This window comes from Halonatronum saccharophilum DSM 13868 (assembly GCF_000517025.1).
In the GTDB taxonomy this organism is placed as follows: Bacteria; Bacillota; Halanaerobiia; order Halobacteroidales; family Halobacteroidaceae; genus Halonatronum; species Halonatronum saccharophilum.
Genome location: NZ_KI912094.1, coordinates 481,467 through 505,009 on the forward strand (window position 1 = coordinate 481,467; position 23,543 = coordinate 505,009).

Here is a 23,543-nt window from a genome sequence, read left to right on the forward strand (position 1 = left end):
ATTTGGCTACTTTTAATATATTAGTTAGTGAATGTGAACATATTCACTAATCTTTTTAAAAAAACACTTCACTCTCCCTGCTATAATTTCTATGTATAATTATTACAATTTTCTTGTAATTATAACATATGTTACTTTGCTTGTAAACTATAATCAAAGAGATTAAGTGATTTTAAATTTCTAGTCTAATGTCATCGTCATCCAGATTATCTCATCCTTAATATCAGGTTGGATCTTATCCTCTATAAACCCCACATTTTTGTAAAAATCTAAGCCTGTTCTGCTGCTAGGAACATAAAATCTCTCCACTCCTTTTTTCTTAACAGATTCCAATAGCTTGTTAAAGATAAACCTTCCTATTCCCATTCTATGTAATTCTGGTTTAATGAAGAAGTTTGATATGGAATACTTAGGCGAGTCACCATCACCGAAGTTAGCAATTGCCCCTGTTCCAACTACCTCTCCATCATTTTCGACTACATATACTTCCTTCCACCTCATCTGCTCTCTCAACTTTTCTGGCTTATTATGATTCTTAAACTTCTCGCATATCTCTTTTGAATGATCATTAATCATCACTTCATCAAAATTACTCTTAATCAACTGCCAAATAGAATTAATATCCTTCTCCTCTGCTCTTCTGATCTTCATCCTATTTCTATCCTCCTAAATTATCTAACTAGTTTACATCTCCTAAGTACACTTTATTATCAAAAGCAATTTCCTCTCTAATTACCTTCTTTAGTACTTTGGGATATAAGTTATAATTATTCAACTTATCTAAGTCAACCCATTCGATACCAATCTGCATATCATCTGGCGCTACTCCATCAGCCACTTCTACACCCTTTTTCAACTTACCTTCAAAGATGTACTCTACTTGGTGAACATCTGAATCCCATTAAGCAAATTGGTGATTTCTGCCTATATACTCTCTGATGAATACTATATCTCCCACCTCTATATCTACCCCAATCTCCTCTCTACATTCTCTTCTTAGGGCATCCTCTAGTCTTTCAAACTTATTCTGACCTCCTCCAGGAAGTAAATAAAAGACCTCAAGCTGACTTTTATTCTTCGTTAGAAGAACCTTACCATTCTTAATGATTATAGCTTTTGCTGAATTTCTTATTGAATTCAATTTGAAACCTCCTTTCATTTTATTCAAATTAAAATAATTATTATCATTAACCTTTAAAGATTCTCATCATTTCTACTCACCTTATCCTCTATAAAGTCATATACCCTAACAATCTCCTCTATTTGTTAAATAATCTCTAAATAAAGAGTAATTCTTTAAAGAAAGATGCATATGAAGATAGTGAGTTCGCCTTTGAGGAGAACCCTTTACAAGATAACATCTATCTGCTACCCCACATTCCCCTCTAAATTGATAGCCTATCCCCTCAAGCTTACTAATAATAACCTTGTTTCTCTCTTTTAAACCCCTTACTCCTATTCCTATATCAATAATCGGTTTAGCTGGTATCCTGGGTATTGATGTACTACCTATATGCTCAATGCTCTCAATCCATTCACCTATTACATCTTCAATTATTATTCTTTCATTTTCAAATATGCCTCTCCAAAGCTTAGTGTAAGGAACTAATGATACCTTTTTATTACTCAATCCAAGCATAACTTCCTTTGGAAAGAGAGTTGGTATATACTTTGGCGTTAAGAACTTATGAAACTGATTATGTATTAGTAAGACTTCTTGAGGATGAAACCACCTATAACTAAAGATTAATCCCTCATCCTCTCCTTCACCCTCTACTTTATGTTCCCAAGAATCTGGAGTCTCTGTGGAAACTCTAATCAGAAAGAAGTGCCTATTTACCTCCTTGCCTAAATAGGGTTTAAAGTGGGTTGCCTCTCCTAATTTCTTGATTATTTGAAACTTCTTCAAACCTGTCTCTTCATAGACCTCCCTCTTAACTGCCTCTTCCAAATCCTCGCTTTTATCAACTGTCCCACCAGGTATTTGAAGGGACGCCTCAGGGTAATCCTTATGTGAGAATACAAGCAATTCATCATAACCTCTCTTGGTCTCTCTTAGTATATAAGCTGAAACCTTCTTGATTGGTCCCGTCATTATATCTAATCTCCTCTCAATAGTAGTGATTGTCTAAAATAATTTAATATAAAACTATATATCTTCTAACAAGCTATACTTATACATCTCTAAGCAATCACTATTATTGCTCAATGTATCCATTGTAATCTTTACAGGTTCTACATAGATAGTTGGATAATCCTTCTCATTGTAATGGGAACGAACAGGAAAGGCTAATATCTCTTTATCTATAGAAAATTGGGCATTGACACCCTCCTTATTTCCTCTAGCATCAAGCCTAATCCACCTCTTAAGCCCCGATAGATAGACACCATTTAGGGCATGAATGCAATATCCAGTATCTGGTGTATCACCCAAGGTCAACCGCTGATAGCAGAAACCTGTTGGTATCCCTCCCCCTCTAAGTAGAGCTGCTAAGAGATTAGACTTTGCATAGCAGATTCCCTCTTTAAAGGCCAAGACCTCAGAGGCACTTCTGGTAATGCGTCTGCTTTGTATATCCTATGAATGAGCAATCTCGTCTCTCACAAATTCAAAGGCTCTTCTCACCTTATCAAGCTCACTATCACAACCTTCATATAACTCTTCAACCTTCTCTCTAATTAAGAGATGGCTCCAATCAACACCACGACTTTCTCCTAAGTAGTCCTTCAAATTATTACTTTCCAAAGTTATCTTCATAAGTTGACCCTAATCTCTTCTACTAACAACTCTCCCTTTAATGTGGTTATCGCTTTCCCTGATATTAAGATCCGCTCTTTAAGTATATCTAATTTAAGTAATCCTTCTCTCTTAGATAATTGCTTAGCTGTTAATTTATCTTTATTGAGATTTTTTTGCCAATAAGACCCTAAGCAACAATGAGCAGAACCTGTTACAGGGTCTTCATCTACTCCTAAAGATGGGTAAAAGCACCTAGATACAAAGTCAATCTCTGGGTTATTGGATTTACTTGTTACGATAACTCCTCTAGATTCAACCCTCTTCCACAGATTTAAATCTGGCTCTAACTTTCTTAGCTCTTCTCCATCTTCTACCTCTACAAGATACTCAAGCCTGTTCTTGCCTATGTATTTAAAAGCTATTCCTAACCCTTTGATTAAATCCTCTGGAGGATCTACCTCCTCCTCCTTTTCCAATGGAAAATTCAATTGAATCCAATCTCCATCTTTTATTGCCGTTAATAAACCACTTTGGGTATTGAATTTAATCTCTTTCTCCTTTGCAACCCCTTCTTCCCATAATATATGAGCACTTGCCAAGGTAGCATGACCACATAGATCGACTTCAGTTTCTGGTGTAAACCACCTTAATGAAAATCCATCTCCTTCTTTAAGTAAAAAAGCTGTCTCAGATAGATTCATCTCATTGGCGACATTTTGCATCCATTTATCAGACCTTTGCTCACCTATAATACATACCGCAGCTGGATTTCCTTTATAAGCTTTATCTGTAAAAGCATCAACTATATAAATATTCATCTTTTGTACCCTCCCCCTCCCTCTTAGGATTCTTCCCTTAACCATCTTCTACATTGCTCTATTCTCTTACCATCATCCCCCTGCTCTTTATCATAAGCAAATTGCTCTAATAAATCACAAGGAAATGTATCACATTCTCCACAATGTAAAGAACCCTTTTCTTCACAACAGGATTTAACAGGACATTCATCTCCTAGGTCGCAATAATCTATAAAACTCCTTGATATATCCTTCTTTATTTTCAACCTCTCCCAATACTGTCACCATATATACAACATCAAAACTATCATCTTCAAAGGGAAAGTCAATCCCATTACATAGATGATATTCGACGTTAAAGACCTTCTTCTTAGTCAACCTCTTCTGGGCAATATCAAGCATCTCTTGTTGAATATCTGCCAATATCAATTTACCATTACTTAAAGACTTAGCTACTTTAACACTAAAATAACCAGGGCCAACACCTAATTCAAGAACATTATAATCATCCTTTAAATCAAGACGCTCAATTAATTTTTTAGGTGAGAGAAATATATTTCTCAATGGGATTAGCAAGGTAAATGCAAATTGATATGGGAATACCCCTTTCTTAGCAACTCTATTGATAACAGATGACTTCTTACCCTTCATCTCTTCCCCTCCTCCAACTAATGACAAAATCTACCTTGAGTATAAGAAGACTAAATGATCTTTCTGGTCTAATCTAATCAGCCATCTCTATTACTCAATTATCTCTTCTAAAGTCTTCACTGTATAGTCAACATATCCATAGCATCTCTTAATCATCTGCTTTGATTTAAAAACCTCTTGTCCTTCAGGGGTCAATAAACTGCATCCATCTAGAAGTTTCTTGCAATTTATTGTGCCATATTTATCTTCGAACTTATCAATTAACTCTCTTACTTTTGAGTATGCCTCTTCTTGTTTCTCTTTATCTTCACTCTCACCTCTCCCATATAAGAGGCTTAAGACTAAAATCCCACCAGAAACTGCACCACAGACCTCTTGCTTTCTACCCATCCCTCCACCAAAACCATTTGCTAATCTCAAAGCTAAATCCTTTGAGATATTCACCTTATCAGAATAAGAGAATATTAGTGACTGAGCACAGTTGTAACCTTCCCTGAATTTATTTACTCCAACCTCTGATCGACTCATTTTTAATCCATCCTTATTATTTAATCTATCTTGGCGTAGCCTTTAAACTATAAGAGAGAGGCACCTTGCCCTCAAAATGGGAGTAATAAGAGAGGTCTTCACCATCTAGCTTTGACCCTCCCATACCTTGGACACATTTATCATACTCCTCTGGCTCTTGGTCAAAATATGGATATTCAACTTCAAGGGTTCCCTCAGCCATCTGCTCTCTATTAAAGAGATCAGCAAAAGGGTGCCCTTCATGAATATAGAAGAAACCATCATCCTTTAAGAAGTGACTAACGGTTCTCCCCCACTTCATCAAATCGGATAACCAGCCAATAGCTCCATCAGATGTAAAGACTATATCATATTCACCTTGATGATTATCCATAAACTCCATAATATCTGATGCAATAAAATCAACATTTCCAACACCTAAGTCCTCAGCTAACTTCTTGGCATAATAGATATTCTCTGGAACCAAATCAACACCAGTAACATCTGCCCCCATCTTTGCTAACATAATGGTATCTGCACCTGTATTACATTGTAAGTGAAGAACCTTCTTGCCTGATATACCTCCTAATTCTTTGGCTATAATAGGATTTAATTTATAGTCATTTTCTTCAAACTGCTTTTTAAAGTTATTTCCTCTATTTTATTAACTCTTTTTTCAACATACCCCAATGTGAAATATCACTTCCAGGAACTCTATCTGCACAAACTACTTCAAAGCCATACCTTTGGTAGATTGGGAGATTATCAGAGTCATGTGTCTCTAAATATATAGGTTGGCCCTTCTCCTTGGCCAACTCCAACACTGGAAGCATTAGCTTACTTGCAATCCCTTGGCCCTGCTTTTTAGGGTCAACACCGAGCAGTATTATATATTGATGTGGACTTTTTATACTATTTTCATGCAGTTTCAAAGAAAAATCATCAAATTCACTAAATTTCCTCCCTACTTCTGCTCCCAATTTAAATAAAGATAACCCTCCAGATCTTAAAGATCTAAAGAAAGTGAAGTTATAATCTTTATAATCAGAAAACAATATGATCCCTTCAAGTTCAGGAGAAGTTGCATAAGCCTCTCCATAGATAATAACATACTTGATAATAAACCTAAGGACAGCCTGCAAATTTTCTTGATTATGCTTTGCCCCTAAAACATACCTAAACATCGGATAATTATAAAAAGACTTTGCTAAAATCTTAGCCCCTTTATCAGCATCCTTCTTTTTTAACTTATATAATTCTTTAATATCCATTTTAATTCACCTTATCTTCTTCTATAAGTAATATATAGATAATTAGTTATATATTTAAAAATAAATCATTATCTCAAAATGATTTTGATATTAATAAAAAAATATCATTACCTTGTAATTCTATATGATAAATTATATACCTCCTATTACTTGAAATATAATTAAATCTAAACAAAAATAAGACCAACTACTGTTGGTCTTATAATAAATTCTTAACTATTAATCTTTTAAGTGCCTCTCTACCAAAATCACTGCTACATAGTCATCTATGGGTTGGAGAGGTGTCTGTAAAGATAGAGGAATTAACCTCCTCCACCCTTTAGGAGGATTTTCCTTCCAATAATAGTCCCGAGCTTCTAAAGTTGATTTATATTCATCTACCAAGATAATTTCAGAAAAATACCTTGAGAGTTTCTTCTGAAAATCTTCACTCTTAGTTCCATCACCTAGTACCACCTTCTGGATATTAAATTGGCCCTTTAACTCTTTGACCTTCTTTTCCATCTTTGAAGTGGACACTACCTCCTTAAAGTAACGATTAAGCTTAGAATCTAAGACCGCAATTCCACACTTATCCCGACCTGGATCAATTCCTAAGATCATCTTGAATCACCTAAAACCTTAAAATCTATATTATCCTCTAACCTATCACTACGCCAAATATCCTCATTTGCCACTACCTTTACCCTCTTATCCCCTTCTATCAATAAATCATCGATAATAGAGTAGAGTCTAATAATTCCTAACTCTCCTACCTGACCTTTATTATCTGCAAGAATCCCTTTACGGATAGCCTTTAAATTAAGCTCTTGTAAAAGATCTTGTAAACCTTTATCTACTTGGGCCAACTCGCCATCGCTATCAAATTTAACCTCTATTATAGTATCTCCACTACTATAGACCTTATAATCCTGATAAAGATCAAATTCGAGCCCTAACTTCTCATCCTTAAAGGTATTTTGAGAAGCTAGCAAACGAACAATCACCCTACCTTCACGTTCATCTAAAATCTCTACTACCTGATCAAAATCATTTTGGTTATATTCAATAGGTTTAATACCTTCCCCTAACTCTATACCTTCTTCTCTTACAGTAGCTGCAACCTTTTCTAATAGTTTATTAATTTCAGAATTTAACTCACCATAACCCTGATCTACAGATATAGATCTCTCTAGTAGAATATCACCTTTCTGATAAAGTATATCTCCTGTCAGCGAGTTAAAGTATCTCCTACCAAACAAAGTTAGATTATGGGCCAAATTATCAATTTGATTATCAAGCTCATCCTTTTGCAGATTTAGCCTCTCAACTGTTTCTCCAAGCTCTACTTTACTTTCTCTAGTTCTTGTATAATCCTCTTGTAAACTATCAAGCTCTCCTTCTAACCTACTACGATCTTGCTCCAAAAGGGCCAAATCTGCCACCTTCAGATTAATATCATCCCTTAATTCAAAAAGCTCACGGTTGTTATCTTCTAGTTCCACCTGCAAGCCATCCAACCTCTCTAACAAAGATCGCATATCAAACAAGGCCATCCTTACCTCTTCTGATGCAGCCATTAGAAGCATCAAAGAAGAGATTGCTATAAGCATACCTGTAACTACAGTAATCAATATTGAGGTATGCTTAGGGCGTAGACCAAAGATAGATAGCCTCTTCTTACCAATCTTCATTCCAATCTTATCTCCAACATAAGCTATTACACCTGCTGTTATCACCAAAGTTATTATCAGTTTAAGACCATACATTTGGCCCACCCTCTCTAGTATGAGCTATCAGCTATCAGCCTTCAGCTTAAGATCAAATTCAAAGCCTAAAAAAGCAAAACCAGTTCAACTAGTAATGAACACAAATAAAAACACAAATAAAGCCCAAGATCTATTCAAAAAACAATAAACCTTTATTAAATAATAAAATTTTTACTCCAAAACATTTCCCTTAAATCATATATTAATATAACTTTTAATTCTGAATTTAATTAGTGAAGATTAGTGTCAATTCGTGGTTCAAAAAGTCTTTTGTTTTGATTTTAACTATCAACTCTCAACTATCAACTACCAATTAAGCTTACCTGCTTACTTTAAATAAAAGTCCAATCCCTACCAGACCAAATACTATATTCTGTATCCAAGCCCCTATCCAAGCTGCTATATGTCCAGCTTCACCAAGGGAGGCTCCTACAGTCATCAAAGTATAATAAATAAAGATAACAATAATACTAAAGCCAAGTCCAATTGAAGATCCTGAACGATTAGGCTTAAGACCTAAGGGTGCTCCTAATAAAGCAAAAATAAAACTAGCAAAAGGTATAGCATACCTTTGATGATAAAGAACCTTTAGCTCATTAACATCTCTACCCTCTTCCTCGAGTAATCTAATATGCCCCCTTAGTTCATTTAAGGTCATCTCATCTGGATCCTTTTGATTTCTAGAGATCTGACGTGGAGTTCTATTTAACTTATCCTCCATATTATACTCTTCAAAGCTTAGCCTGGGTACTCTTCCATCACTAGTAATATTATATATAATTCCATCGATAAAGACCCATTGATCTCCTACCCATTTAGCCTGCCTTGCTTCGATAATATTAACCACTCGACCATCCTCATACTCCTGCCAGATAACTCCTTCTAACTCTTGGGTATCACCATCAAACTTATTAGCAATTAATAAAGACTCAAAACTCCCTGTTCTCCTATCTACTGATGATATCTGTAGATTTCTTTGAGTCTGAGGCATCACTTCACCATGCCTTATCCTCCATACCATCTCCTCATAAACATTATTACTTATTGGTACCAATGTATCATTAAATAAGACTGTTAATCCACTTATAAGCAGACCAATAATCAATACGGGTACTATCAATTTAGTAAAACTAACTCCACTGGCCCTTAAGGCTACTATCTCACTATCACCAGATAAACGACCAAAGGCCAACAAAGTTGCTAATAACATTGCCATAGGAAAGGTAAAGACAATAATCTGTGGCAGACTCAAAAAGAATAATTTTACAGTTTCTAATAATGGGATATTATATCTTGTCATCATCTTAGCTAATCTAATCAATATATCTGAACCTACAAATATACTGGTAAAAGCAAATACCCCAAAGAGGAAGGGCTGTAAAAGTTCTACCAGAATATATCGATTTACTATCTTCATCTGCTGCCACTCCTTACATCTGAAATTTCTCACCTAAATAGAACTTCTTAGCTGTCTCACTATTGGCTATCTCCTCTGAAGTTCCTGAAATTAATATCTTACCTTGATGCATAATATAAGCTCGATCAGTTATTGCAAGGGTCTCCCTTACACTATGATCAGTAATCAAGACTCCAAGACCTCTTCTCTTTAGGTGAGATACTATCTCTTGTATATCTCCTACTGCAATTGGATCTACCCCTGCAAAAGGCTCATCTAATAGGATATAATCAGGATCTGTTGCTAAAGAACGGGCAATCTCAACCCTTCTTCTCTCTCCACCTGATAACATATACCCCTTCTGTTTACGAATATGAGCAATATCAAACTCCTCTAAAAGGGACTCTACAATCTCTTCATTATCTTCAGGTCTATCTATCATCTCTAAGATAGCCATAATATTCTCTTCCACAGTCAACTTCCTAAATACAGATGCCTCCTGGGCCAAATAACCAAGGCCTTTTCTTGCCCGCTTATGCATAGGTAGGGCAGTAATATCTTGACCATCCAAAATAATTCTCCCCTTATTGGGACTTACTAGCCCTACTACCATATAAAAAGTAGTCGTCTTTCCGGCACCATTTGGCCCTAAGATCCCAACAATTTCCCCTTTTTCTACATTAAAACTAACTCCATCAACTACATTCTTCTTACTATAGGTCTTGATCAAATTTTCTGCCTTAATAGCCATTATTAAATCACCCTCTTAATTATTAGGAATAACAAATCTAGTCTTTCCTTCAGCCCTCATCCTTCTAGTCTTGAGATTAAAAATAACTTTTTGAGCATCCATGTTCTGATTACCTCGCCTTGCTATAACATTACCAATTAAAATAATCTCATCCTTGTCTTCATAATACTCTAACTTATCAGCTTGAGCAAAGAAATCATCACTTTGATCTACAACCTCTACGCCTCCAGATATAGTAAAGATATCTTGGGCCAAATCAATCTCAAAAACCTCTCCACTTATAACCCTATCATCCTCTTGCATCTTAGGGTTTCCTTTTAAAGTCCCAATCTCTAAAGATTCATCTAAAACAAACTCTTCTCCTGAAATTTTTCTTCCACCTTCTAAAATTACTACATCTCCACTAGCAATAATCTTATTAAAATTATCTTCCACCTTTAACTCATTAGAGTTTAAAGATAGTCCATCTTTTAGTAATTTAACTTCTCCAGTTAAAATTATATTCTCAAGTTCTTGGTTAGCAACTAACTCATTAGCCTCTACAGATACACCTTTATTATTTAATCGAACAGAGCCCTTGGCTACTACCTTTCCATTAAGGTCATCTATCACCAATTCATCAGCTAATAACTCTATTTCTCCTTCATTAGCTTGGGCAGGAACCACCATTATTGATATAACAAATATTATTATTAGTATAATTCCTAGTTTATTCATAGCTCACACCCTCTTCTTTAGTAATCACCCTTACATCTCCTAATATCCTAAGTCTCTGTAGATCAACCTCGCTAACAAACCTATCACCTGTAGCTCTAATACCCTCTTGCTCAATTAGTACATCTCCAACTCCTGTCAACTCATTTCTAGCTTGATTCCAATTTAGAGAGTTGGCCCTAAGTTTCTTATCATCACTTCTTATAGTAATAGCTCCCTCTAAGTTCAAAAATCCTGTTTCTGAATCGATAGTTCCTCTATCTGCTACTATACTTATCAACTCATCACCGTCTTCTGTAACTCGGCCTTGTATCTCATTTAATACAATACTCCTTCTATCCTCAAAGTGCTCAATTGTGTTGGCCCCTAACTCCCACTTAGTCTTTTCATCATCACTATACAATGTTATAAAAGCATCTTTTATCTGAGCATCTGGTTTATTGATATCTTGTAGTGATTCATCAGATATTTTAGTGGGAGGGGACTCATCATTAGAGCTCTCTCTAAGCAGAAGGTATCCACCTGTAACTACAACTAAAATAGCCATTACTATTATAATTACCTTCTTCATTTAGAAGCCCCCTTAATCTTGGTCTTCCATCTACGATGTAGCCATAGCCATTGATCTGGATACTCTTTGACCTTAGTTTCCAAAGATGAGGTTAACTTTTGTAACTTCTCCTTTATCTCCTCTTTATCCGCCTTCTTATCTACACCTATAGCCTCTTCTATAATTAACTTATACTTCCCATAACCTAACCTCATTAAATATACCGGTAAGATTAATGCACCAGTCTTTTGAGCAAATACTACCGGACCTGTCGGAGTAGATGCAGGACGATCTAAAAATCTAACAAACTCTCCCTTACTACGAGCATCTTGATCACCTAATATTAATAATAATTCCTTCTTCAACAAAGCTCTAAAGGCCTGCTTTACTCCCTTTTTATCATTAGCAAAAACATTACCACCATTACTCTCTCTAATATTTATTATTTCTTTATACATTAAAGGGTTTCTGTGCTTTTTAGCAATGGCATTAATAGGATATCCCAGCCAACTAAGATATAGCCCTAAAAGTTCCCAATTCCCAATATGACCTGTAAACAAGATAACTCCTCTGTCTTCTTCATAAGCTCTTTTAAGATATTTCATACCCTCTACCTCTATCTTATCATCAAAACACCTTTCAGACCAATTTTCAAAACGAATGGTTTCAATAGTTTTAATAACCACATCCTGAAATACCTTTCTTGTTAGAGAACGGGCATCCTTAAGAGAATAGCCAAAGGATAACCTTATATTCTTAATAGCCAAATCTCTTCTACTTTTAACTAAATAAAATAGTATAAACCCTAGTAGTTTAGCAAAATAATAAGCTAAACGTTCTGGCAATAAATTAACAACTCCTTTAAATAATTTAAAGAAAGTATATGAAATTCTCTGCATAATCTTCTTCAACATTGTTTACACCCCCCTCTTTTAAGAATGATAGTAATAAAGCTACGCTTTATTACTGGTGACACGATAATGTTAATTTATACGCTTCTACTAAAATAACTTTTTTCAATTATCAATTGAATTTATAATAAGTTCTAAAGCTTCGCGAACTGCACCAAAGCCACCTTCTTTTTTGGTTGTATAATGGGCTACCTTTTTGACTTTATCTACACCATTAGCCACCGTCAAAGCTAAGCCTACTTCTTTTAAAACCTCTAAATCATTTACATCATCACCGATATAAGCAACCTCTTTAGAAGTTAAATTATATTTTTCTAATAAATTAGAAAAGATCCCAAGCTTATCTTTAATCCCTTGGTATACCTCTTTAATCCCTAACTCTTTGGCCCTTCTTTCAACAATCTTAGATTCTCTTCCTGTAATAATAGCTACCTCAATTCCAGCCTCTTGGGCCAACTTAATCCCCTTCCCATCATGAACATGAAAGAACTTAAGTTCTTCACCATCATTACCCAAGATAATCCTACCATCAGTCAAAACCCCATCTACATCTGTAATAAAAAGCTTAACCCTCTGGGCTCTCTCTTCTACTGAAATCATCTTAGCACCTCCAACTTCAATTAATAGTTAACAAAGAATATCGAATAAATAAAAGCAAAGTGAAAATTTAGAATTTGCTACCCCTCTACGAGTTTTTGAAGAGCAAAAAACTCTTCGTGGGCAGAGTTACTATTTCTTTTTTTAACTCGATACTTTTTTCGCTGCCCTTATCCCTTACAACACTCCCGCCTTCAATAAGTCCTGGAAGTTAAGCAGACCTAAAGGTTTACCCTCGTCATCTATAACCGGAAGATCATTTATCTCCTTATCTTCCATTATTTTTAAAGCTTCAGCTGCTAATTTATTCTCGATAATTGTCGTTGGCTCCTTGGTCATAATCTCGTTGGCCCTTCTATTTAAAAGATCTGCTGACTTCTCTAACTCTCTTCTGATATCACCATCAGTAATAATTCCTACCAAGAATCCACCTTTATCAACAATATTAGCAGCCCCCATCCCTGCAGAGGTCATCTTAAATAAGGTCTCCTGTAATGAAGAATCTTCACCTACCACTGGATTCTTCTCTCTAATATTTAATACATCTCCTACCTTAAGCAAAAGTCTCTTACCTAAACTACCTCCAGGATGATAAAGAGCAAAATCTTCCTCTTTAAAATCTCTAGCCTTTAACAACGAGATAGCTAAAGCATCACCTAAAGCCAAAGTTGCTGTAGTACTTGCAGTAGGGGCCAAATTCAAGGGACAAGCCTCCATCTTTACCCCTGTATCTAGTACATAATCAGCATTTTTAGCCAAAGTCGATTCTAACCCTCCGGTCATAGCAACAACCTTTGCTCCAATCCTCTTAATCGCCGGTAATATATCCACGACTTCTTTACTTTCACCACTATTTGATAAAGCAACTACTATATCCTTATTTGTCACCATCCCTAAGTCTCCATGTATAGCTTCAGCAGGGTGTAGATAAAAAGAAGGTGTTCCAGTGCTAGATAAAGTAGCAGTTAACTTCTTAGCAATTACACCAGACTTACCCATACCTGTCATAATAACACGCCCAGAACAGGATAATACCTCTTCAACCACCTTACAAAATTCATCATCAATAGACCTCTTTAACTCCCTAACGGCATTAGATTCAACCTCCAACACCTCCAAAGCTTGTGTTTTAATAAGATCTTCTTTTACCTTCATCTACATCCCCCTCTTTCTACGTTAGTTACTAGCTAGTAGCTTATAGCTCTCCTAGAAAAATCAACATCTCTTCTTACAATAACTAAAATTTAATTAATCAAATATCTTAAGCCAGTAACTAAAACATAAAAACTAATAGCTACCCCTTAACGATCTTATCAATAGCTTGTGCTTCTTTTAATATTTGCTCTAACTGCTCTAAGTTGACCATATTTGGCCCATCACATAAAGCCTCTTCTGGATTATCATGAACCTCCATAAAGATAGCATCAATTCCTGTTCCTACAGCTGCTCTAGTTAGATAAGGTACATACTCTCTATCACCATCAGAAGAATCACCTGCTCCACCTGGAAGCTGAACACTGTGAGTTGCATCAAAGACCACTGGGCAACCTGTTTTTCTCATTCTTGGTAATGATCTCATATCTACTACTAAATTATTATATCCAAAAGATACCCCCCGCTCTGTTAGAAGTATCTTATCATTTCCTGTACTTTCAACCTTAGCAACAACCTGGTCAATATCCCAAGGTGCCAAGAATTGACCCTTCTTAACGTTCACTATTTTACCAGTCTCACCTACAGCAGTAACCAGATCAGTCTGACGGGATAAGAAAGCTGGAATTTGAATAATATCCAAAACCTCTGCAGCCCTCTTTGCCTGCTCAGCTGTATGGATGTCTGATATTACAGGAAGGTCTAATTCCTCTTTAACTTTCTTTAATATCCTTAACCCCTCTTCTATACCTGGACCTCTGTATGAATCAATTGAAGATCTATTAGCTTTATCATAAGAAGACTTAAAAACATAAGGAATATCCAATCTCTCTGTCATCTCTTTAACCTTTGTAGCAATCTTTAAAACCCTCTCCTCACTCTCAATAGCACAAGGACCTGCAATCAAAACGAAAGGATTATCCCCACCGAACTTAACCTTATCATCTAATACAACCTCTCTAACCATTTTATCACCCCTTTTTTAAAATAAATAATAAAGAATATTGAATAAATAAAACCAAATTCTCTATTCTTTGTTCTTTATTATCTGTCTAACTCTCAATTCTCAACTTTCAACTCTCAACTAATTTTCTAACCTTCTCCAGATCCTCTTTTGTATCTACTCCAATAGATTGATGGTCTGTCTCTACAACCTTAATCTTATACCCATTCTCTAAAACCCTCAACTGTTCTAAAGACTCTGTTTGCTCTAAGGAAGTTCTTTTAAGCTTAGAATAATCCAATAGAAATTCTCTTCTATAAACATAAAGTCCTATATGCTTATAATAATTTATCTCTTTATCTTCTCTAGGATAGGGTATAAGGGAACGGGAAAAATAAAGAGCAAAACCTTCCTTATCAGTAACAACCTTGACTATATTAGGGTTATTAAGCTCTTCTTTATCGTTTATCTTATACTTTAGAGTTCCCATTTTAATTTTACTATCCTCTAAAAGAGGAGTAACTGCCCTATCTATAGTATTGGGATCAATTAAGGGTTCATCTCCCTGTACATTTATAATTATATCGACTGATAAGTCTTGAGCGACCTCTGCTAAACGATCAGTTCCTGTCTTATGATCCTTTGAAGTCATCTTAACCTCTCCACCAAAGCTTTGGACAGTATCATAAATCCTCTTATCATCAGTTGCTACAATAACTCTATCAACCTTATTAGCTTCAGCAGCCCTTTGATATACATGTTCAATCATCGTCTTATCACCAATAACCTTAAGCGGCTTACCTGGTAAACGTGTTGAATCATAGCGAGCTGGTATAATTGCTACTACCTCCATCCTTACACCTCCAATCTAGAAATTAACTCTTCAAATTTATAATTATCATCTAATAATTCAACTCTAATTCCTAAAACTTCTAAAGGAATCTTCTCTTGAATAATCTCATCTACAAGTTCTTTATCTATACTTACAGCATCTTTCTCAGTAGTAATGATCCTCTCTGCACCACTGTGAGAAGCTAGAGTAAAGATCTCAATAACTTCTTCCTTTGTATAGCTATGGTGATCTTCAAACCTGAGCTTCCCTACAACTGTAGCCCCTAAACTCTCTAACGTCTTTTCAAAAGACTTCGGATTTCCAATTCCTGAGAAAGCAAATACACTCTCTTCTTTTAAATCTATATCTTTTCGTTTAGTTTCACCTAAAAAGCGTAGATAATCAGGTCGATGCTTAGTCTTTATAATAGGGGCTGCCGGATTAAATCCAACTAACCTTTTACTTATCTCTTTTAACTTATTCTCATTGACTTGATCAACCTTAGTTAATAAGAAGAGATGTGCCCTCTTTAAATTAACCAGCGGCTCTCTTAACTTCCCCCTTGGTAATAGATACTCATTGTCAAAAGGGTTAGTAGCATCTATAACTACTATGTCATAATCCCTTTTAACCTGTAAATGTTGAAATCCATCATCTAGGATAATAAAATCTGGATCAAAATTATCAATTGCATATTGACCCGTTTGAAGGCGATTTGGGCCAACAATTATAGGAATACCAGGTAAAGACTTAGCCATCATATAAGGTTCATCTCCAGCCTCTTTAGCTGACATAAAGATCTGCTTCTCATTAGATACTAAACCAACTTGACCTGAAAATCCCCCTTTATAACCGCGATTTAATATTAAAACTTTATACCCATCTTTAATCAATCTTCTAGATAATAGCTCTACAACCGGTGTCTTACCTGTCCCACCTACAGTAATGTTGCCAACACTTATTACCTTTGCCTGTAACTTTTTACTCTTTTTCAAACCAATATCATATAGCTTAGTCCTTAAAACGATAATTGCTCTATATAAGTAAGCACCTAGGGCCAAGATAACAATTATTAATTTAGCTAATAGGCCTGAACGCTTACCTTCTATAACCTCTATTAGATAATTCTCTAATTTCATCTTCTCTCACCCAATGCTCTTTCTGCAGACTCTACTGCTTCATTGATTTTACCTTCAAGTAACCTACTATAATCTTCTACCTTTGAACTGTCTATATCTTTAGGCACTTCCATACCTTCACCATAAACTAAAGTAGCTTTAGAAAAAGGATAGGCTAAAGAGAACCTATCCCAGCTGCTAAAGACCTTCTTCTTAGAAAAAGCAACACCTACAGGAACGATTAAAGCATCACTCTTTTGGGCCAAATAGATAACACCAGGCTTTACCTTATGAATTGGCCCTCTTGGACCATCTGGAGTAATTCCTAAAGATTTTCCTTCTCTTATCTTCTTAATTAGTTTAAGCAAAGATCGAGCTCCACCTTTTGAAGTTGAACCCCTAACAACCTCCCAACCTAACCTCTTTAATACTCCACTTATATATTCACCATCACGGCTTCTACTTGCCAAACCTACGTAACCCCTTTCTCTAAAGTAGTAGGTAGGTAGTAGTAATTGGCCATGCCAGACAGCAAATATTATCGGCTTACCTTTATCTTCAATCTTTCTTACCTCTTTTTTACCAAAGACCCTCAACCTTAAGGTAGAATTTATTAATTTAGATAAATAATAAGCAGAATTAATAATCAACTTAGTCTTTAATTTATCCATTTTTTCACCCACTTATTTATCAAACTGAATACTATATAAACTACTATAAACACCTTCTAAATCTAATAATTCTTTATGAGTTCCACTTTCAATAATCTTGCCTTCTTCCATAACTACAATCTTATTAGCATCTAGTATTGTAGATAAACGATGAGCTATAACAAGGGTTGTCCTATTCTCCATTAAACGATCTAAGGCTTCTTGTACTAAAGCTTCTGACTCTGTATCTAAAGCTGAGGTAGCCTCATCTAAGATTAAAATTCTTGGGTTTTTCAAGATAGCCCTAGCAATAGCAATCCTTTGTTTTTGCCCTCCTGATAATCCTGCTCCACGCTCACCTATAAGTGTTTCATATCCTTTATTAAATTCCATAATAAAGTCATGAGCATTAGCCGCCTTAGCAGCAGCAATTACCTCATCATCACTAGCATCTAGATTACCATAAAGTATATTATCCTTAATTGTTCCACCAAAGAGTATCGTCTCTTGAGGAACAATACCAATTTTATCTCTTAAAGAAGATACTTTAATGTCTCTTATATCGATTCCATCTAAAGTAATCTTACCACTATTAGGATCATAAAAACGTGGAACTAAGTTTACTAACGTAGACTTTCCAGCACCACTTGCCCCTACAAAGGCTACTACTTGACCTGGATTTACCTTTAGATTAATATTATCAAGGGCTAACTCATCACCATAACTAAAGTTTACATGATTAAATTCAACTATACCTTGAATATCATTAAACTCCCTAGCACCTTTTCTATCTTGAATCTGGGGTTGAATATCAATAAATTCAAAAATTCTCTCAGCTGCAGCTAAAGCTCGTTGAATTGTTCCTGATAACTTAGTTACAGACTTTAATGGGTTTGTAATATACAATAACAAGGTAAAGAAACCAATTAATTCTCCTGGAGTCATCTTAGAAGCAACAACCTCTCGCCCTCCATACCATAAGACAATAATAAATGATAAAGAGGCTAAAAATTCAGTGATTGGTGTTAATGTTGCTTTCAATTGAGAGTTCTTCATGTTGGCCCGAAAGTTTTCATAATTTTGATCAGTAAAGCGTTCATATTCATATTGCTCTCTACCAAAAGATTTTACAACCCTAATCCCACTAATTGTTTCTTGTAAAATATCAGATACATTAGCGACTTTTACTTGAGCTCTCTTGCTTACTTTTCTAATTCGTTTATTATAATGATCTATGATATATCCAATTAATGGGAACAAAAAGAAGGAAATTAAAGTTAACCTCCAGTTATTATAAAGCAAGTATCCAATTCCCCCTACCAATTGAAAGAACTGACTGAAAATTCCAATAGCTCCTGAAACAATAGCTCCTTGCAAAATGCTAACATCATTTGTTACTCTAGACATAATCTCTCCAGTCTTATTTCGTGCATAAAAACTTAAAGAAAGGCTTTGTAAATGTTCATACAAATCATCTCTTAAATCTTTAATAGAACGCTGAGAGACATAAGCTGTTAAATATTTCTCTCCATACTGAAAAATAGCTCTAAATAAGAAAATAAAGAAGATACCAATAATAATTAAATTTAACTCTCCTAATGTAGCTTCACCCTGGTCAAGACCTCTAATAATTGTATCTATTAAGCTTTCAAACCTATTTATAAAATAAACAGTAAAACTTGCATTTAATATCATACAAATTAGTCCTAAAATAAACCTACCCTTATAAGGTTTTAAATACCGTAAAACTCTTTTAGCTAATTCCATCTACTTTTATACCTCCGGTTTCTAAGACCAGTTTAGCTACTCGCTTCGTAGCTCCATCCTTCCCTAACTTAACTATTACCTCTTTTAATTCTTGTCTTATCTCTTCTTGCTTTTTCTTAGACTTTAATATATCTAAGGCTTCTTTAGCCAACTTCTCTCCCCTTGCATCCTTTTGTAATAACTCTGGTACTATCTCCTTATCTGCAATAATATTAGGCAAGCCAATATAAGGTATCTTGACCAATAACTTTCCTAATAAATAACTTAAAATTGAAGTTTTGTAGACAATAACCATAGGAGTTCCAAAACAACTAGCCTCTAAAGTTGCTGTTCCTGATGCAATTAATAAAAGGTTGGCTAACTCCATAACTTCATAGGAATAGCCTGAGATCACCTTTAAGTTAATATCATAACCCTTAGCCTTGCTTTCAATTATATCTCTATCTATAGTATCTGCCAAAGGAAGTATGAATTGAACATTAGGATAACTCATAGAAACTTTTTTAGCTCCTTCTAGCATAGGTCTTAATAAAGAATTAACCTCCTGCTCTCTACTCCCTGGCAATATTCCAATTATTAAATCATTCTCATCTATATTGTGTTTTTTTAGAAATTCTTCACGACTTAGATTTAGCTCTACCATATCCAATAGAGGATGACCTACAAACTCAACCTCTGCTCCCGCTTCCCTATAAACCTTCTCCTCCATAGGAAAGACAGAGGCAATCTTAGCTTCGCGCTTAGCCATCTTCTTAGCTCGCCATTTACCCCAAACCCAAGCAGAAGGTGCAAAGTAATCAACCACAGGAATTTTTCTTTTATGGGCCAACTTTGCCACCTTCATATTAAAGCCAGAGTAATCAACTAACAAGATCACCTCTGGCTTCCTCTCTTCCATAGCTTTATCGAGCTTATCTAAAATTTTATACATCAACCTTATATGTTTTAAGGCTTCTAAAAACCCAATAGTACTTAACTTAGTTGGATCATAAAGGAGGTCAACCCCCTCCTTTCTCATCCTTCTTCCACCCATACCGAAAAAATCCAGATCAGAGTTTAGCTTCTTCATCTCCTTAATTACCTTAGCACCATGCATATCACCTGAGGCTTCACCAGCTACCACCATAACCCTTCCCATAAAATCACCCCGCTTACAAGTTAAATAGTTAAAAATTGATAGTTGATAGTTAAGAGCTTAAAAAACGTTGATAATTACAAATAATCGCATAAATCACTACTACAACCTGTAATATACAGACATATAATAAAATACATTTACAACTACACTTAAACTACACTTCTCTTGATTTTAACTATCAATTATCCACTATCAATTCTCAATTGAACTCATCGCTACAACAGCAATTCCGTGTTTATCTGCTCGCTTAATAAATTCTTCTTGATTTACCACAAAAGTCTTACCCGCCTCAATAACTAATCCCCTAGCCTCTACATTAATTAGATTCTCTAAAGTATCTAATCCTACAGTAGGAATATCGAAACGAAGATCTTGGTTTGGCTTACTAACCTTAGCAACCACTACCTCGTTGGCCCCTAACTGACCACCACGTAAAATAGCTTGATCAGTTCCTTCTATAGCTTCTACAGCCATAACTGCACCATCTTTAACAACTACAGTTTGTCCAATATCTAAACCACCAATCTCTTTAGCCATCTTAAACCCATACCTCATATCATCTAGTATATCTTCTTCTACTTTAGTATTTGTCAAAGTTCCTGCTTGAGGTAATAACCTTTCTATAAGTTGGGTCTGGTCTACTACCTTTATCCCACTATCCATTAACTCTTTAACTATAGCCAACATAATAGCATCATCATTCTTCTCTTTTAAGCTATAAATTAACCTCTTAAATCTATCATCCAACTCTACCCCTTGATAAAGAAGCTCCTTGCTTACCTTTCCTAGCATAATAACTTCGTTAACACCTTCATCTAATAAGATATTGATAATCTTACTAAGCTGACCAACCTCTATATGATGACAGACATCTAGCAAACTTTGAAGCTCTTGCTTTTTTGCCTTAGTGGTTACTGTAATACCAACAAGATTAATTCCCTTACTTTTGGCTCCTTGAGCAAAGAGTAAAGGGAGATTCCCATCACCTGCAATTAAACCAATCTTAGCCATAACTACCTCCTAACCTAAAACTATATAGCCTATATTTTTCCCAAACAACCTGAAATTATCCTATTATAAACTGCTCTATAAGACGTTTAACTTATAGTTAATTTAGTTGTCAACAATAAACTATTAACCGTTAACTAAAGTTTATATTAAAATCTAATTACCTACAAATACCTCTTTGAGCATTTCTTAAAAATCTTAAGAAATGTTCAATAGAGCGATTACTATCCATTTCTTGATCCATTTTCTCTATAGCCTGAGATATATTAAGATTTGATCTATAAAGTATCTTATATGCTTCTTTAATCTCTCTTCTCAACTCTGGACTAATACCATTTCTTCTTAAGCCAACTATATTGATCCCTTTAACACTTGCTGGATGACCATCTACCAATATATAAGGTGGTACATCCTTAACAACCTTAGAACCTCCACCTACCATAGCCATCTTACCTATTCGAACAAATTGATGCACTCCTGTTAATCCACTAATCACTGCTGAATCTTCTACAATCACATGACCTGCTAATGTAGCCGCATTAGACATGATAATGTTATTACCTAATTGGCAGTCATGGGCTACATGGCAATAAGCCATAATTAAGTTGTTACTTCCAACTTTAGTTATTCCCCCTCCATCTTCTGTTCCTCGATGGATAGTAGTAAACTCTCGGATAGTATTATTATCTCCTATCTCCAAAAAGCTCTTCTCTCCATGAAACTTTAGATCCTGAGGCTCTTGCCCAATAGAAGCACTATTGAATATCTTATTATTTTTTCCTACCTTAGTCCAGCCAGTAATTACTGTGTGAGGGCCAACCTCTGTGCCCTCACCAATCTCTACGTTCTCTCCAATGATTGCATAAGGGCCAATCTTAACCCCTTTTGCTATTTTGGCCCCAGGGTAAATTACTGCTCTCTTATCAATTTCCTTGCTTAAATGCAGAATATTATTCTCCTTATTCTCCTTCATTATTATCCCCCTATCATTTATCTTGAATAGAACAAGTTAATGTAGCTTCAGTAACAACTTTTCCATCTACCAAGGCCTTAGCTTCAACTTTTCCAATACTTCTTCTTAACTTAACAATCTCAACCTCCAAGATCAATTGGTCACCAGGTACAACTGGCTTTCTAAATCTAACATTATCAATTCTTCCAAAGTAAGGAACCTTATCTTCAGGATTATCAACAGATTGTAATAAACCAACACCTGCAACCTGGGCCATAGCCTCAAGTATCAATACTCCTGGCATAATTGGATGACCTGGAAAATGTCCATTAAAGAACTCTTCATTAGTAGTTACATTCTTTAAGCCTACAATCTTCTTGTTTTCTTTAATTTCTAAAATCCTATCAACTAATAAAAACGGATATCTGTGTGGTAATATCTTCTTTATTTGACTAATATCTAACATTAAAACTCCCCCTTAAAATAATCTCTCTTTTATTTTCTTGCTCAAAATTGAATTTAACCTATGTCCAGACCTAACACCAATAATATGCCCATTAAACTCTGGGGCCAATTTCATATCACCAATAATATCTAATATCTTATGTCTAACAAACTCATTATCAAACCTTAGATCATTAATTGGCCCATAATCTCCTACCAAAATAGCATTATCTAAACTACCACCTAGGGCCAATCCCTGCTTCTGCAATGCCTCTACTTCATGAGCAAAACCAAAGGTTCTAGCTGGTGCAATCTCCTTTATAAAAATCTCCTTAGAGATCTCAAATTCAGCAAATTGATCCTCTAAAGTTGGATGATTACTAACAAAGGTATAGCTAACCTTAAATTCATCGTGAGGTAAAAGAACTAAATATTGATCATCTTCACTTACATAGATTGGCTCTTTGATTTGATAAACCTCTTTAGTAGCTTCTTCTTCTTTAATTCCTGCATCATTTAATAAAGTATAGAAAACTCCTGCACTTCCATCAGTAATAGGAGGTTCATTTGAATCTATTTCAATCAATAAGTTATCTATATTTAGGACGTTAATAGCAGCCATTAAATGCTCAATTGTATTGATATTAACTTTATCTTTACCAATTGTAGTACAACGCTGTGTAGAAACCACATTATCAATCTCAGCTTCTATCTTTATCTGCCCCTCTAAATCGACTCTCTTAAAGATAATACCCTTATCTGAACCTAGGGGCTTACACTTAATTGTAACATCTCTTCCGGTATGAAGTCCAATCCCTGTATAGCTAAATTCTCTTTTAATTGTTTTTTGCCTTCTCTCCAATATTAGTACCCCCTTTAAACCTTTTATTATTTCAAGAAAAGTTG

General features: G+C 35.2%; 28 protein-coding genes and 2 pseudogenes. All 30 read right to left on the reverse strand.

Annotated features, from left to right (window positions below; all coding sequences use genetic code 11):
• Positions 1-180: 180 nt before the first annotated feature.
• The 30 genes and pseudogenes from HALSAC_RS0105810 to lpxC all read right to left on the reverse strand — a co-directional run bounded on the left by HALSAC_RS0105810 (position 181) and on the right by lpxC (position 23,499).
• On the reverse strand, positions 181-651 hold the full coding sequence (locus tag HALSAC_RS0105810; protein WP_027339472.1) for a GNAT family N-acetyltransferase: 471 nt from the start codon (positions 649-651) through the stop codon (positions 181-183).
• A 28-nt stretch (positions 652-679) separates the two neighbouring features.
• Positions 680-856 (reverse strand): NUDIX hydrolase, encoded by a 177-nt coding sequence (locus tag HALSAC_RS17355; protein WP_211231310.1) that lies wholly within the window; start codon positions 854-856, stop codon positions 680-682.
• Between the two features lie 45 nt (positions 857-901).
• Positions 902-1,141, reverse strand: a complete 240-nt coding sequence (locus tag HALSAC_RS17360) for an NUDIX domain-containing protein (protein ID WP_211231311.1) — start codon at positions 1,139-1,141, stop codon at positions 902-904.
• A gap of 105 nt (positions 1,142-1,246) precedes the next feature.
• Positions 1,247-2,095, reverse strand: coding sequence for a GrpB family protein (locus tag HALSAC_RS16385; RefSeq protein WP_051412099.1), 849 nt, complete (start codon positions 2,093-2,095; stop codon positions 1,247-1,249).
• 54 nt (positions 2,096-2,149) lie between these two features.
• Positions 2,150-2,758 (reverse strand): annotated as a pseudogene (locus tag HALSAC_RS17365) (transglutaminase-like domain-containing protein).
• Positions 2,755-3,558, reverse strand: a complete 804-nt coding sequence (locus HALSAC_RS0105830; RefSeq protein WP_027339473.1) for a PhzF family phenazine biosynthesis protein — start codon at positions 3,556-3,558, stop codon at positions 2,755-2,757. The pseudogene HALSAC_RS17365 and the gene HALSAC_RS0105830 overlap by 4 nt, the downstream one beginning before the upstream one ends.
• Positions 3,559-3,581: 23 nt before the next feature.
• Complete coding sequence (locus HALSAC_RS16810; protein ID WP_084804348.1) at positions 3,582-3,803, reverse strand: DUF3795 domain-containing protein; 222 nt, start codon at positions 3,801-3,803, stop codon at positions 3,582-3,584.
• Entirely contained in the window at positions 3,745-4,188 is a 444-nt protein-coding gene (locus HALSAC_RS15160; protein WP_035571454.1) for a class I SAM-dependent methyltransferase, read from the reverse strand. Before HALSAC_RS15160 ends, HALSAC_RS16810 begins: the two co-directional genes overlap by 59 nt.
• 90 nt (positions 4,189-4,278) lie before the next feature.
• Positions 4,279-4,716 carry a C-GCAxxG-C-C family protein gene (locus tag HALSAC_RS0105840; RefSeq protein ID WP_027339474.1) on the reverse strand — a complete coding sequence of 146 codons (438 nt, stop codon included), beginning with the start codon at positions 4,714-4,716 and terminating at the stop codon, positions 4,279-4,281.
• A gap of 25 nt (positions 4,717-4,741) precedes the next feature.
• A pseudogene (locus tag HALSAC_RS15165) lies at positions 4,742-5,302 on the reverse strand (class I SAM-dependent methyltransferase); the annotation flags it as partial.
• 49 nt (positions 5,303-5,351) lie between these two features.
• Positions 5,352-5,966 (reverse strand): GNAT family N-acetyltransferase, encoded by a 615-nt coding sequence (locus HALSAC_RS0105850; protein WP_027339475.1) that lies wholly within the window; start codon positions 5,964-5,966, stop codon positions 5,352-5,354.
• A 219-nt stretch (positions 5,967-6,185) separates the two neighbouring features.
• Positions 6,186-6,569 carry a pre-16S rRNA-processing nuclease YqgF gene (locus HALSAC_RS0105855; protein ID WP_027339476.1) on the reverse strand — a complete coding sequence of 128 codons (384 nt, stop codon included), beginning with the start codon at positions 6,567-6,569 and terminating at the stop codon, positions 6,186-6,188.
• The gene (locus HALSAC_RS0105860) at positions 6,566-7,714 is read right to left on the reverse strand and encodes a DUF3084 domain-containing protein (protein WP_027339477.1); all 1,149 of its coding nucleotides are present in this window, start codon (positions 7,712-7,714) and stop codon (positions 6,566-6,568) included. The genes HALSAC_RS0105855 and HALSAC_RS0105860 overlap by 4 nt, the downstream gene beginning before the upstream one ends.
• A 319-nt stretch (positions 7,715-8,033) precedes the next feature.
• Positions 8,034-9,131, reverse strand: coding sequence for an LptF/LptG family permease (locus HALSAC_RS0105865; protein WP_027339478.1), 1,098 nt, complete (start codon positions 9,129-9,131; stop codon positions 8,034-8,036).
• A 13-nt stretch (positions 9,132-9,144) separates the two neighbouring features.
• Positions 9,145-9,861 carry an LPS export ABC transporter ATP-binding protein gene (lptB, locus tag HALSAC_RS0105870; protein WP_027339479.1) on the reverse strand — a complete coding sequence of 239 codons (717 nt, stop codon included), beginning with the start codon at positions 9,859-9,861 and terminating at the stop codon, positions 9,145-9,147.
• Positions 9,862-9,876: 15 nt separating this feature from the next.
• The gene (locus HALSAC_RS0105875; protein ID WP_027339480.1) at positions 9,877-10,578 is read right to left on the reverse strand and encodes an LptA/OstA family protein; all 702 of its coding nucleotides are present in this window, start codon (positions 10,576-10,578) and stop codon (positions 9,877-9,879) included.
• The gene (lptC, locus tag HALSAC_RS0105880) at positions 10,571-11,146 is read right to left on the reverse strand and encodes an LPS export ABC transporter periplasmic protein LptC (protein WP_027339481.1); all 576 of its coding nucleotides are present in this window, start codon (positions 11,144-11,146) and stop codon (positions 10,571-10,573) included. The genes HALSAC_RS0105875 and lptC overlap by 8 nt, the downstream gene beginning before the upstream one ends.
• Positions 11,143-12,039, reverse strand: coding sequence for a lysophospholipid acyltransferase family protein (locus tag HALSAC_RS0105885; protein ID WP_245579430.1), 897 nt, complete (start codon positions 12,037-12,039; stop codon positions 11,143-11,145). Before HALSAC_RS0105885 ends, lptC begins: the two co-directional genes overlap by 4 nt.
• Positions 12,040-12,141: 102 nt before the next feature.
• Complete coding sequence (locus HALSAC_RS0105890; RefSeq protein WP_035571322.1) at positions 12,142-12,636, reverse strand: KdsC family phosphatase; 495 nt, start codon at positions 12,634-12,636, stop codon at positions 12,142-12,144.
• 174 nt (positions 12,637-12,810) lie between these two features.
• Complete coding sequence (locus HALSAC_RS0105895; RefSeq protein ID WP_027339484.1) at positions 12,811-13,788, reverse strand: KpsF/GutQ family sugar-phosphate isomerase; 978 nt, start codon at positions 13,786-13,788, stop codon at positions 12,811-12,813.
• 139 nt (positions 13,789-13,927) lie between these two features.
• The gene (kdsA, locus tag HALSAC_RS0105900) at positions 13,928-14,752 is read right to left on the reverse strand and encodes a 3-deoxy-8-phosphooctulonate synthase (RefSeq protein ID WP_027339485.1); all 825 of its coding nucleotides are present in this window, start codon (positions 14,750-14,752) and stop codon (positions 13,928-13,930) included.
• Positions 14,753-14,858: 106 nt separating this feature from the next.
• Positions 14,859-15,581, reverse strand: coding sequence for a 3-deoxy-manno-octulosonate cytidylyltransferase (gene kdsB / locus HALSAC_RS0105905; RefSeq protein WP_027339486.1), 723 nt, complete (start codon positions 15,579-15,581; stop codon positions 14,859-14,861).
• A gap of 2 nt (positions 15,582-15,583) precedes the next feature.
• Positions 15,584-16,699, reverse strand: coding sequence for a tetraacyldisaccharide 4'-kinase (gene lpxK, locus HALSAC_RS0105910; protein ID WP_027339487.1), 1,116 nt, complete (start codon positions 16,697-16,699; stop codon positions 15,584-15,586).
• Positions 16,696-17,349 carry a lysophospholipid acyltransferase family protein gene (locus HALSAC_RS0105915; RefSeq protein ID WP_051412101.1) on the reverse strand — a complete coding sequence of 218 codons (654 nt, stop codon included), beginning with the start codon at positions 17,347-17,349 and terminating at the stop codon, positions 16,696-16,698. The genes lpxK and HALSAC_RS0105915 overlap by 4 nt, the downstream gene beginning before the upstream one ends.
• 12 nt (positions 17,350-17,361) lie before the next feature.
• Positions 17,362-19,095, reverse strand: coding sequence for an ABC transporter ATP-binding protein (locus HALSAC_RS0105920; protein WP_027339489.1), 1,734 nt, complete (start codon positions 19,093-19,095; stop codon positions 17,362-17,364).
• Positions 19,082-20,233: a lipid-A-disaccharide synthase gene (lpxB, locus tag HALSAC_RS0105925; RefSeq protein ID WP_027339490.1), complete on the reverse strand. Its 1,152-nt coding sequence runs from the start codon at positions 20,231-20,233 to the stop codon at positions 19,082-19,084. The genes HALSAC_RS0105920 and lpxB overlap by 14 nt, the downstream gene beginning before the upstream one ends.
• Before the next feature lie 192 nt (positions 20,234-20,425).
• Complete coding sequence (locus tag HALSAC_RS0105930) at positions 20,426-21,244, reverse strand: LpxI family protein (protein ID WP_027339491.1); 819 nt, start codon at positions 21,242-21,244, stop codon at positions 20,426-20,428.
• Between the two features lie 157 nt (positions 21,245-21,401).
• The gene (gene lpxA / locus HALSAC_RS0105935) at positions 21,402-22,214 is read right to left on the reverse strand and encodes an acyl-ACP--UDP-N-acetylglucosamine O-acyltransferase (protein WP_027339492.1); all 813 of its coding nucleotides are present in this window, start codon (positions 22,212-22,214) and stop codon (positions 21,402-21,404) included.
• Between the two features lie 13 nt (positions 22,215-22,227).
• Complete coding sequence (gene fabZ / locus HALSAC_RS0105940; protein ID WP_027339493.1) at positions 22,228-22,659, reverse strand: 3-hydroxyacyl-ACP dehydratase FabZ; 432 nt, start codon at positions 22,657-22,659, stop codon at positions 22,228-22,230.
• A gap of 12 nt (positions 22,660-22,671) precedes the next feature.
• Positions 22,672-23,499: a UDP-3-O-acyl-N-acetylglucosamine deacetylase gene (gene lpxC / locus HALSAC_RS0105945; RefSeq protein WP_027339494.1), complete on the reverse strand. Its 828-nt coding sequence runs from the start codon at positions 23,497-23,499 to the stop codon at positions 22,672-22,674.
• Positions 23,500-23,543: the final 44 nt, after the last annotated feature.

Bases quoted from the DNA above. Each gene is read 5' to 3' on its own strand.
- HALSAC_RS0105810 (WP_027339472.1), bottom strand. From the start codon at position 651: ATGAAGATCAGAAGAGCAGAGGAGAAGGATATTAATTCTATTTGGCAG.
- HALSAC_RS16385 (WP_051412099.1), bottom strand. From the start codon at position 2,095: ATGACGGGACCAATCAAGAAGGTTTCAGCTTATATACTAAGAGAGACC.
- HALSAC_RS0105830 (WP_027339473.1), bottom strand. From the start codon at position 3,558: ATGAATATTTATATAGTTGATGCTTTTACAGATAAAGCTTATAAAGGA.
- HALSAC_RS15160 (WP_035571454.1), bottom strand. From the start codon at position 4,188: ATGAAGGGTAAGAAGTCATCTGTTATCAATAGAGTTGCTAAGAAAGGG.
- HALSAC_RS0105840 (WP_027339474.1), bottom strand. From the start codon at position 4,716: ATGAGTCGATCAGAGGTTGGAGTAAATAAATTCAGGGAAGGTTACAAC.
- HALSAC_RS0105850 (WP_027339475.1), bottom strand. From the start codon at position 5,966: ATGGATATTAAAGAATTATATAAGTTAAAAAAGAAGGATGCTGATAAA.
- HALSAC_RS0105855 (WP_027339476.1), bottom strand. From the start codon at position 6,569: ATGATCTTAGGAATTGATCCAGGTCGGGATAAGTGTGGAATTGCGGTC.
- HALSAC_RS0105860 (WP_027339477.1), bottom strand. From the start codon at position 7,714: ATGTATGGTCTTAAACTGATAATAACTTTGGTGATAACAGCAGGTGTA.
- HALSAC_RS0105865 (WP_027339478.1), bottom strand. From the start codon at position 9,131: ATGAAGATAGTAAATCGATATATTCTGGTAGAACTTTTACAGCCCTTC.
- lptB (WP_027339479.1), bottom strand. From the start codon at position 9,861: ATGGCTATTAAGGCAGAAAATTTGATCAAGACCTATAGTAAGAAGAAT.
- HALSAC_RS0105875 (WP_027339480.1), bottom strand. From the start codon at position 10,578: ATGAATAAACTAGGAATTATACTAATAATAATATTTGTTATATCAATA.
- lptC (WP_027339481.1), bottom strand. From the start codon at position 11,146: ATGAAGAAGGTAATTATAATAGTAATGGCTATTTTAGTTGTAGTTACA.
- HALSAC_RS0105885 (WP_245579430.1), bottom strand. From the start codon at position 12,039: ATGTTGAAGAAGATTATGCAGAGAATTTCATATACTTTCTTTAAATTA.
- HALSAC_RS0105890 (WP_035571322.1), bottom strand. From the start codon at position 12,636: ATGATTTCAGTAGAAGAGAGAGCCCAGAGGGTTAAGCTTTTTATTACA.
- HALSAC_RS0105895 (WP_027339484.1), bottom strand. From the start codon at position 13,788: ATGAAGGTAAAAGAAGATCTTATTAAAACACAAGCTTTGGAGGTGTTG.
- kdsA (WP_027339485.1), bottom strand. From the start codon at position 14,752: ATGGTTAGAGAGGTTGTATTAGATGATAAGGTTAAGTTCGGTGGGGAT.
- kdsB (WP_027339486.1), bottom strand. From the start codon at position 15,581: ATGGAGGTAGTAGCAATTATACCAGCTCGCTATGATTCAACACGTTTA.
- lpxK (WP_027339487.1), bottom strand. From the start codon at position 16,699: ATGAAATTAGAGAATTATCTAATAGAGGTTATAGAAGGTAAGCGTTCA.
- HALSAC_RS0105915 (WP_051412101.1), bottom strand. From the start codon at position 17,349: ATGGATAAATTAAAGACTAAGTTGATTATTAATTCTGCTTATTATTTA.
- HALSAC_RS0105920 (WP_027339489.1), bottom strand. From the start codon at position 19,095: ATGGAATTAGCTAAAAGAGTTTTACGGTATTTAAAACCTTATAAGGGT.
- lpxB (WP_027339490.1), bottom strand. From the start codon at position 20,233: ATGGGAAGGGTTATGGTGGTAGCTGGTGAAGCCTCAGGTGATATGCAT.
- HALSAC_RS0105930 (WP_027339491.1), bottom strand. From the start codon at position 21,244: ATGGCTAAGATTGGTTTAATTGCAGGTGATGGGAATCTCCCTTTACTC.
- lpxA (WP_027339492.1), bottom strand. From the start codon at position 22,214: ATGAAGGAGAATAAGGAGAATAATATTCTGCATTTAAGCAAGGAAATT.
- fabZ (WP_027339493.1), bottom strand. From the start codon at position 22,659: ATGTTAGATATTAGTCAAATAAAGAAGATATTACCACACAGATATCCG.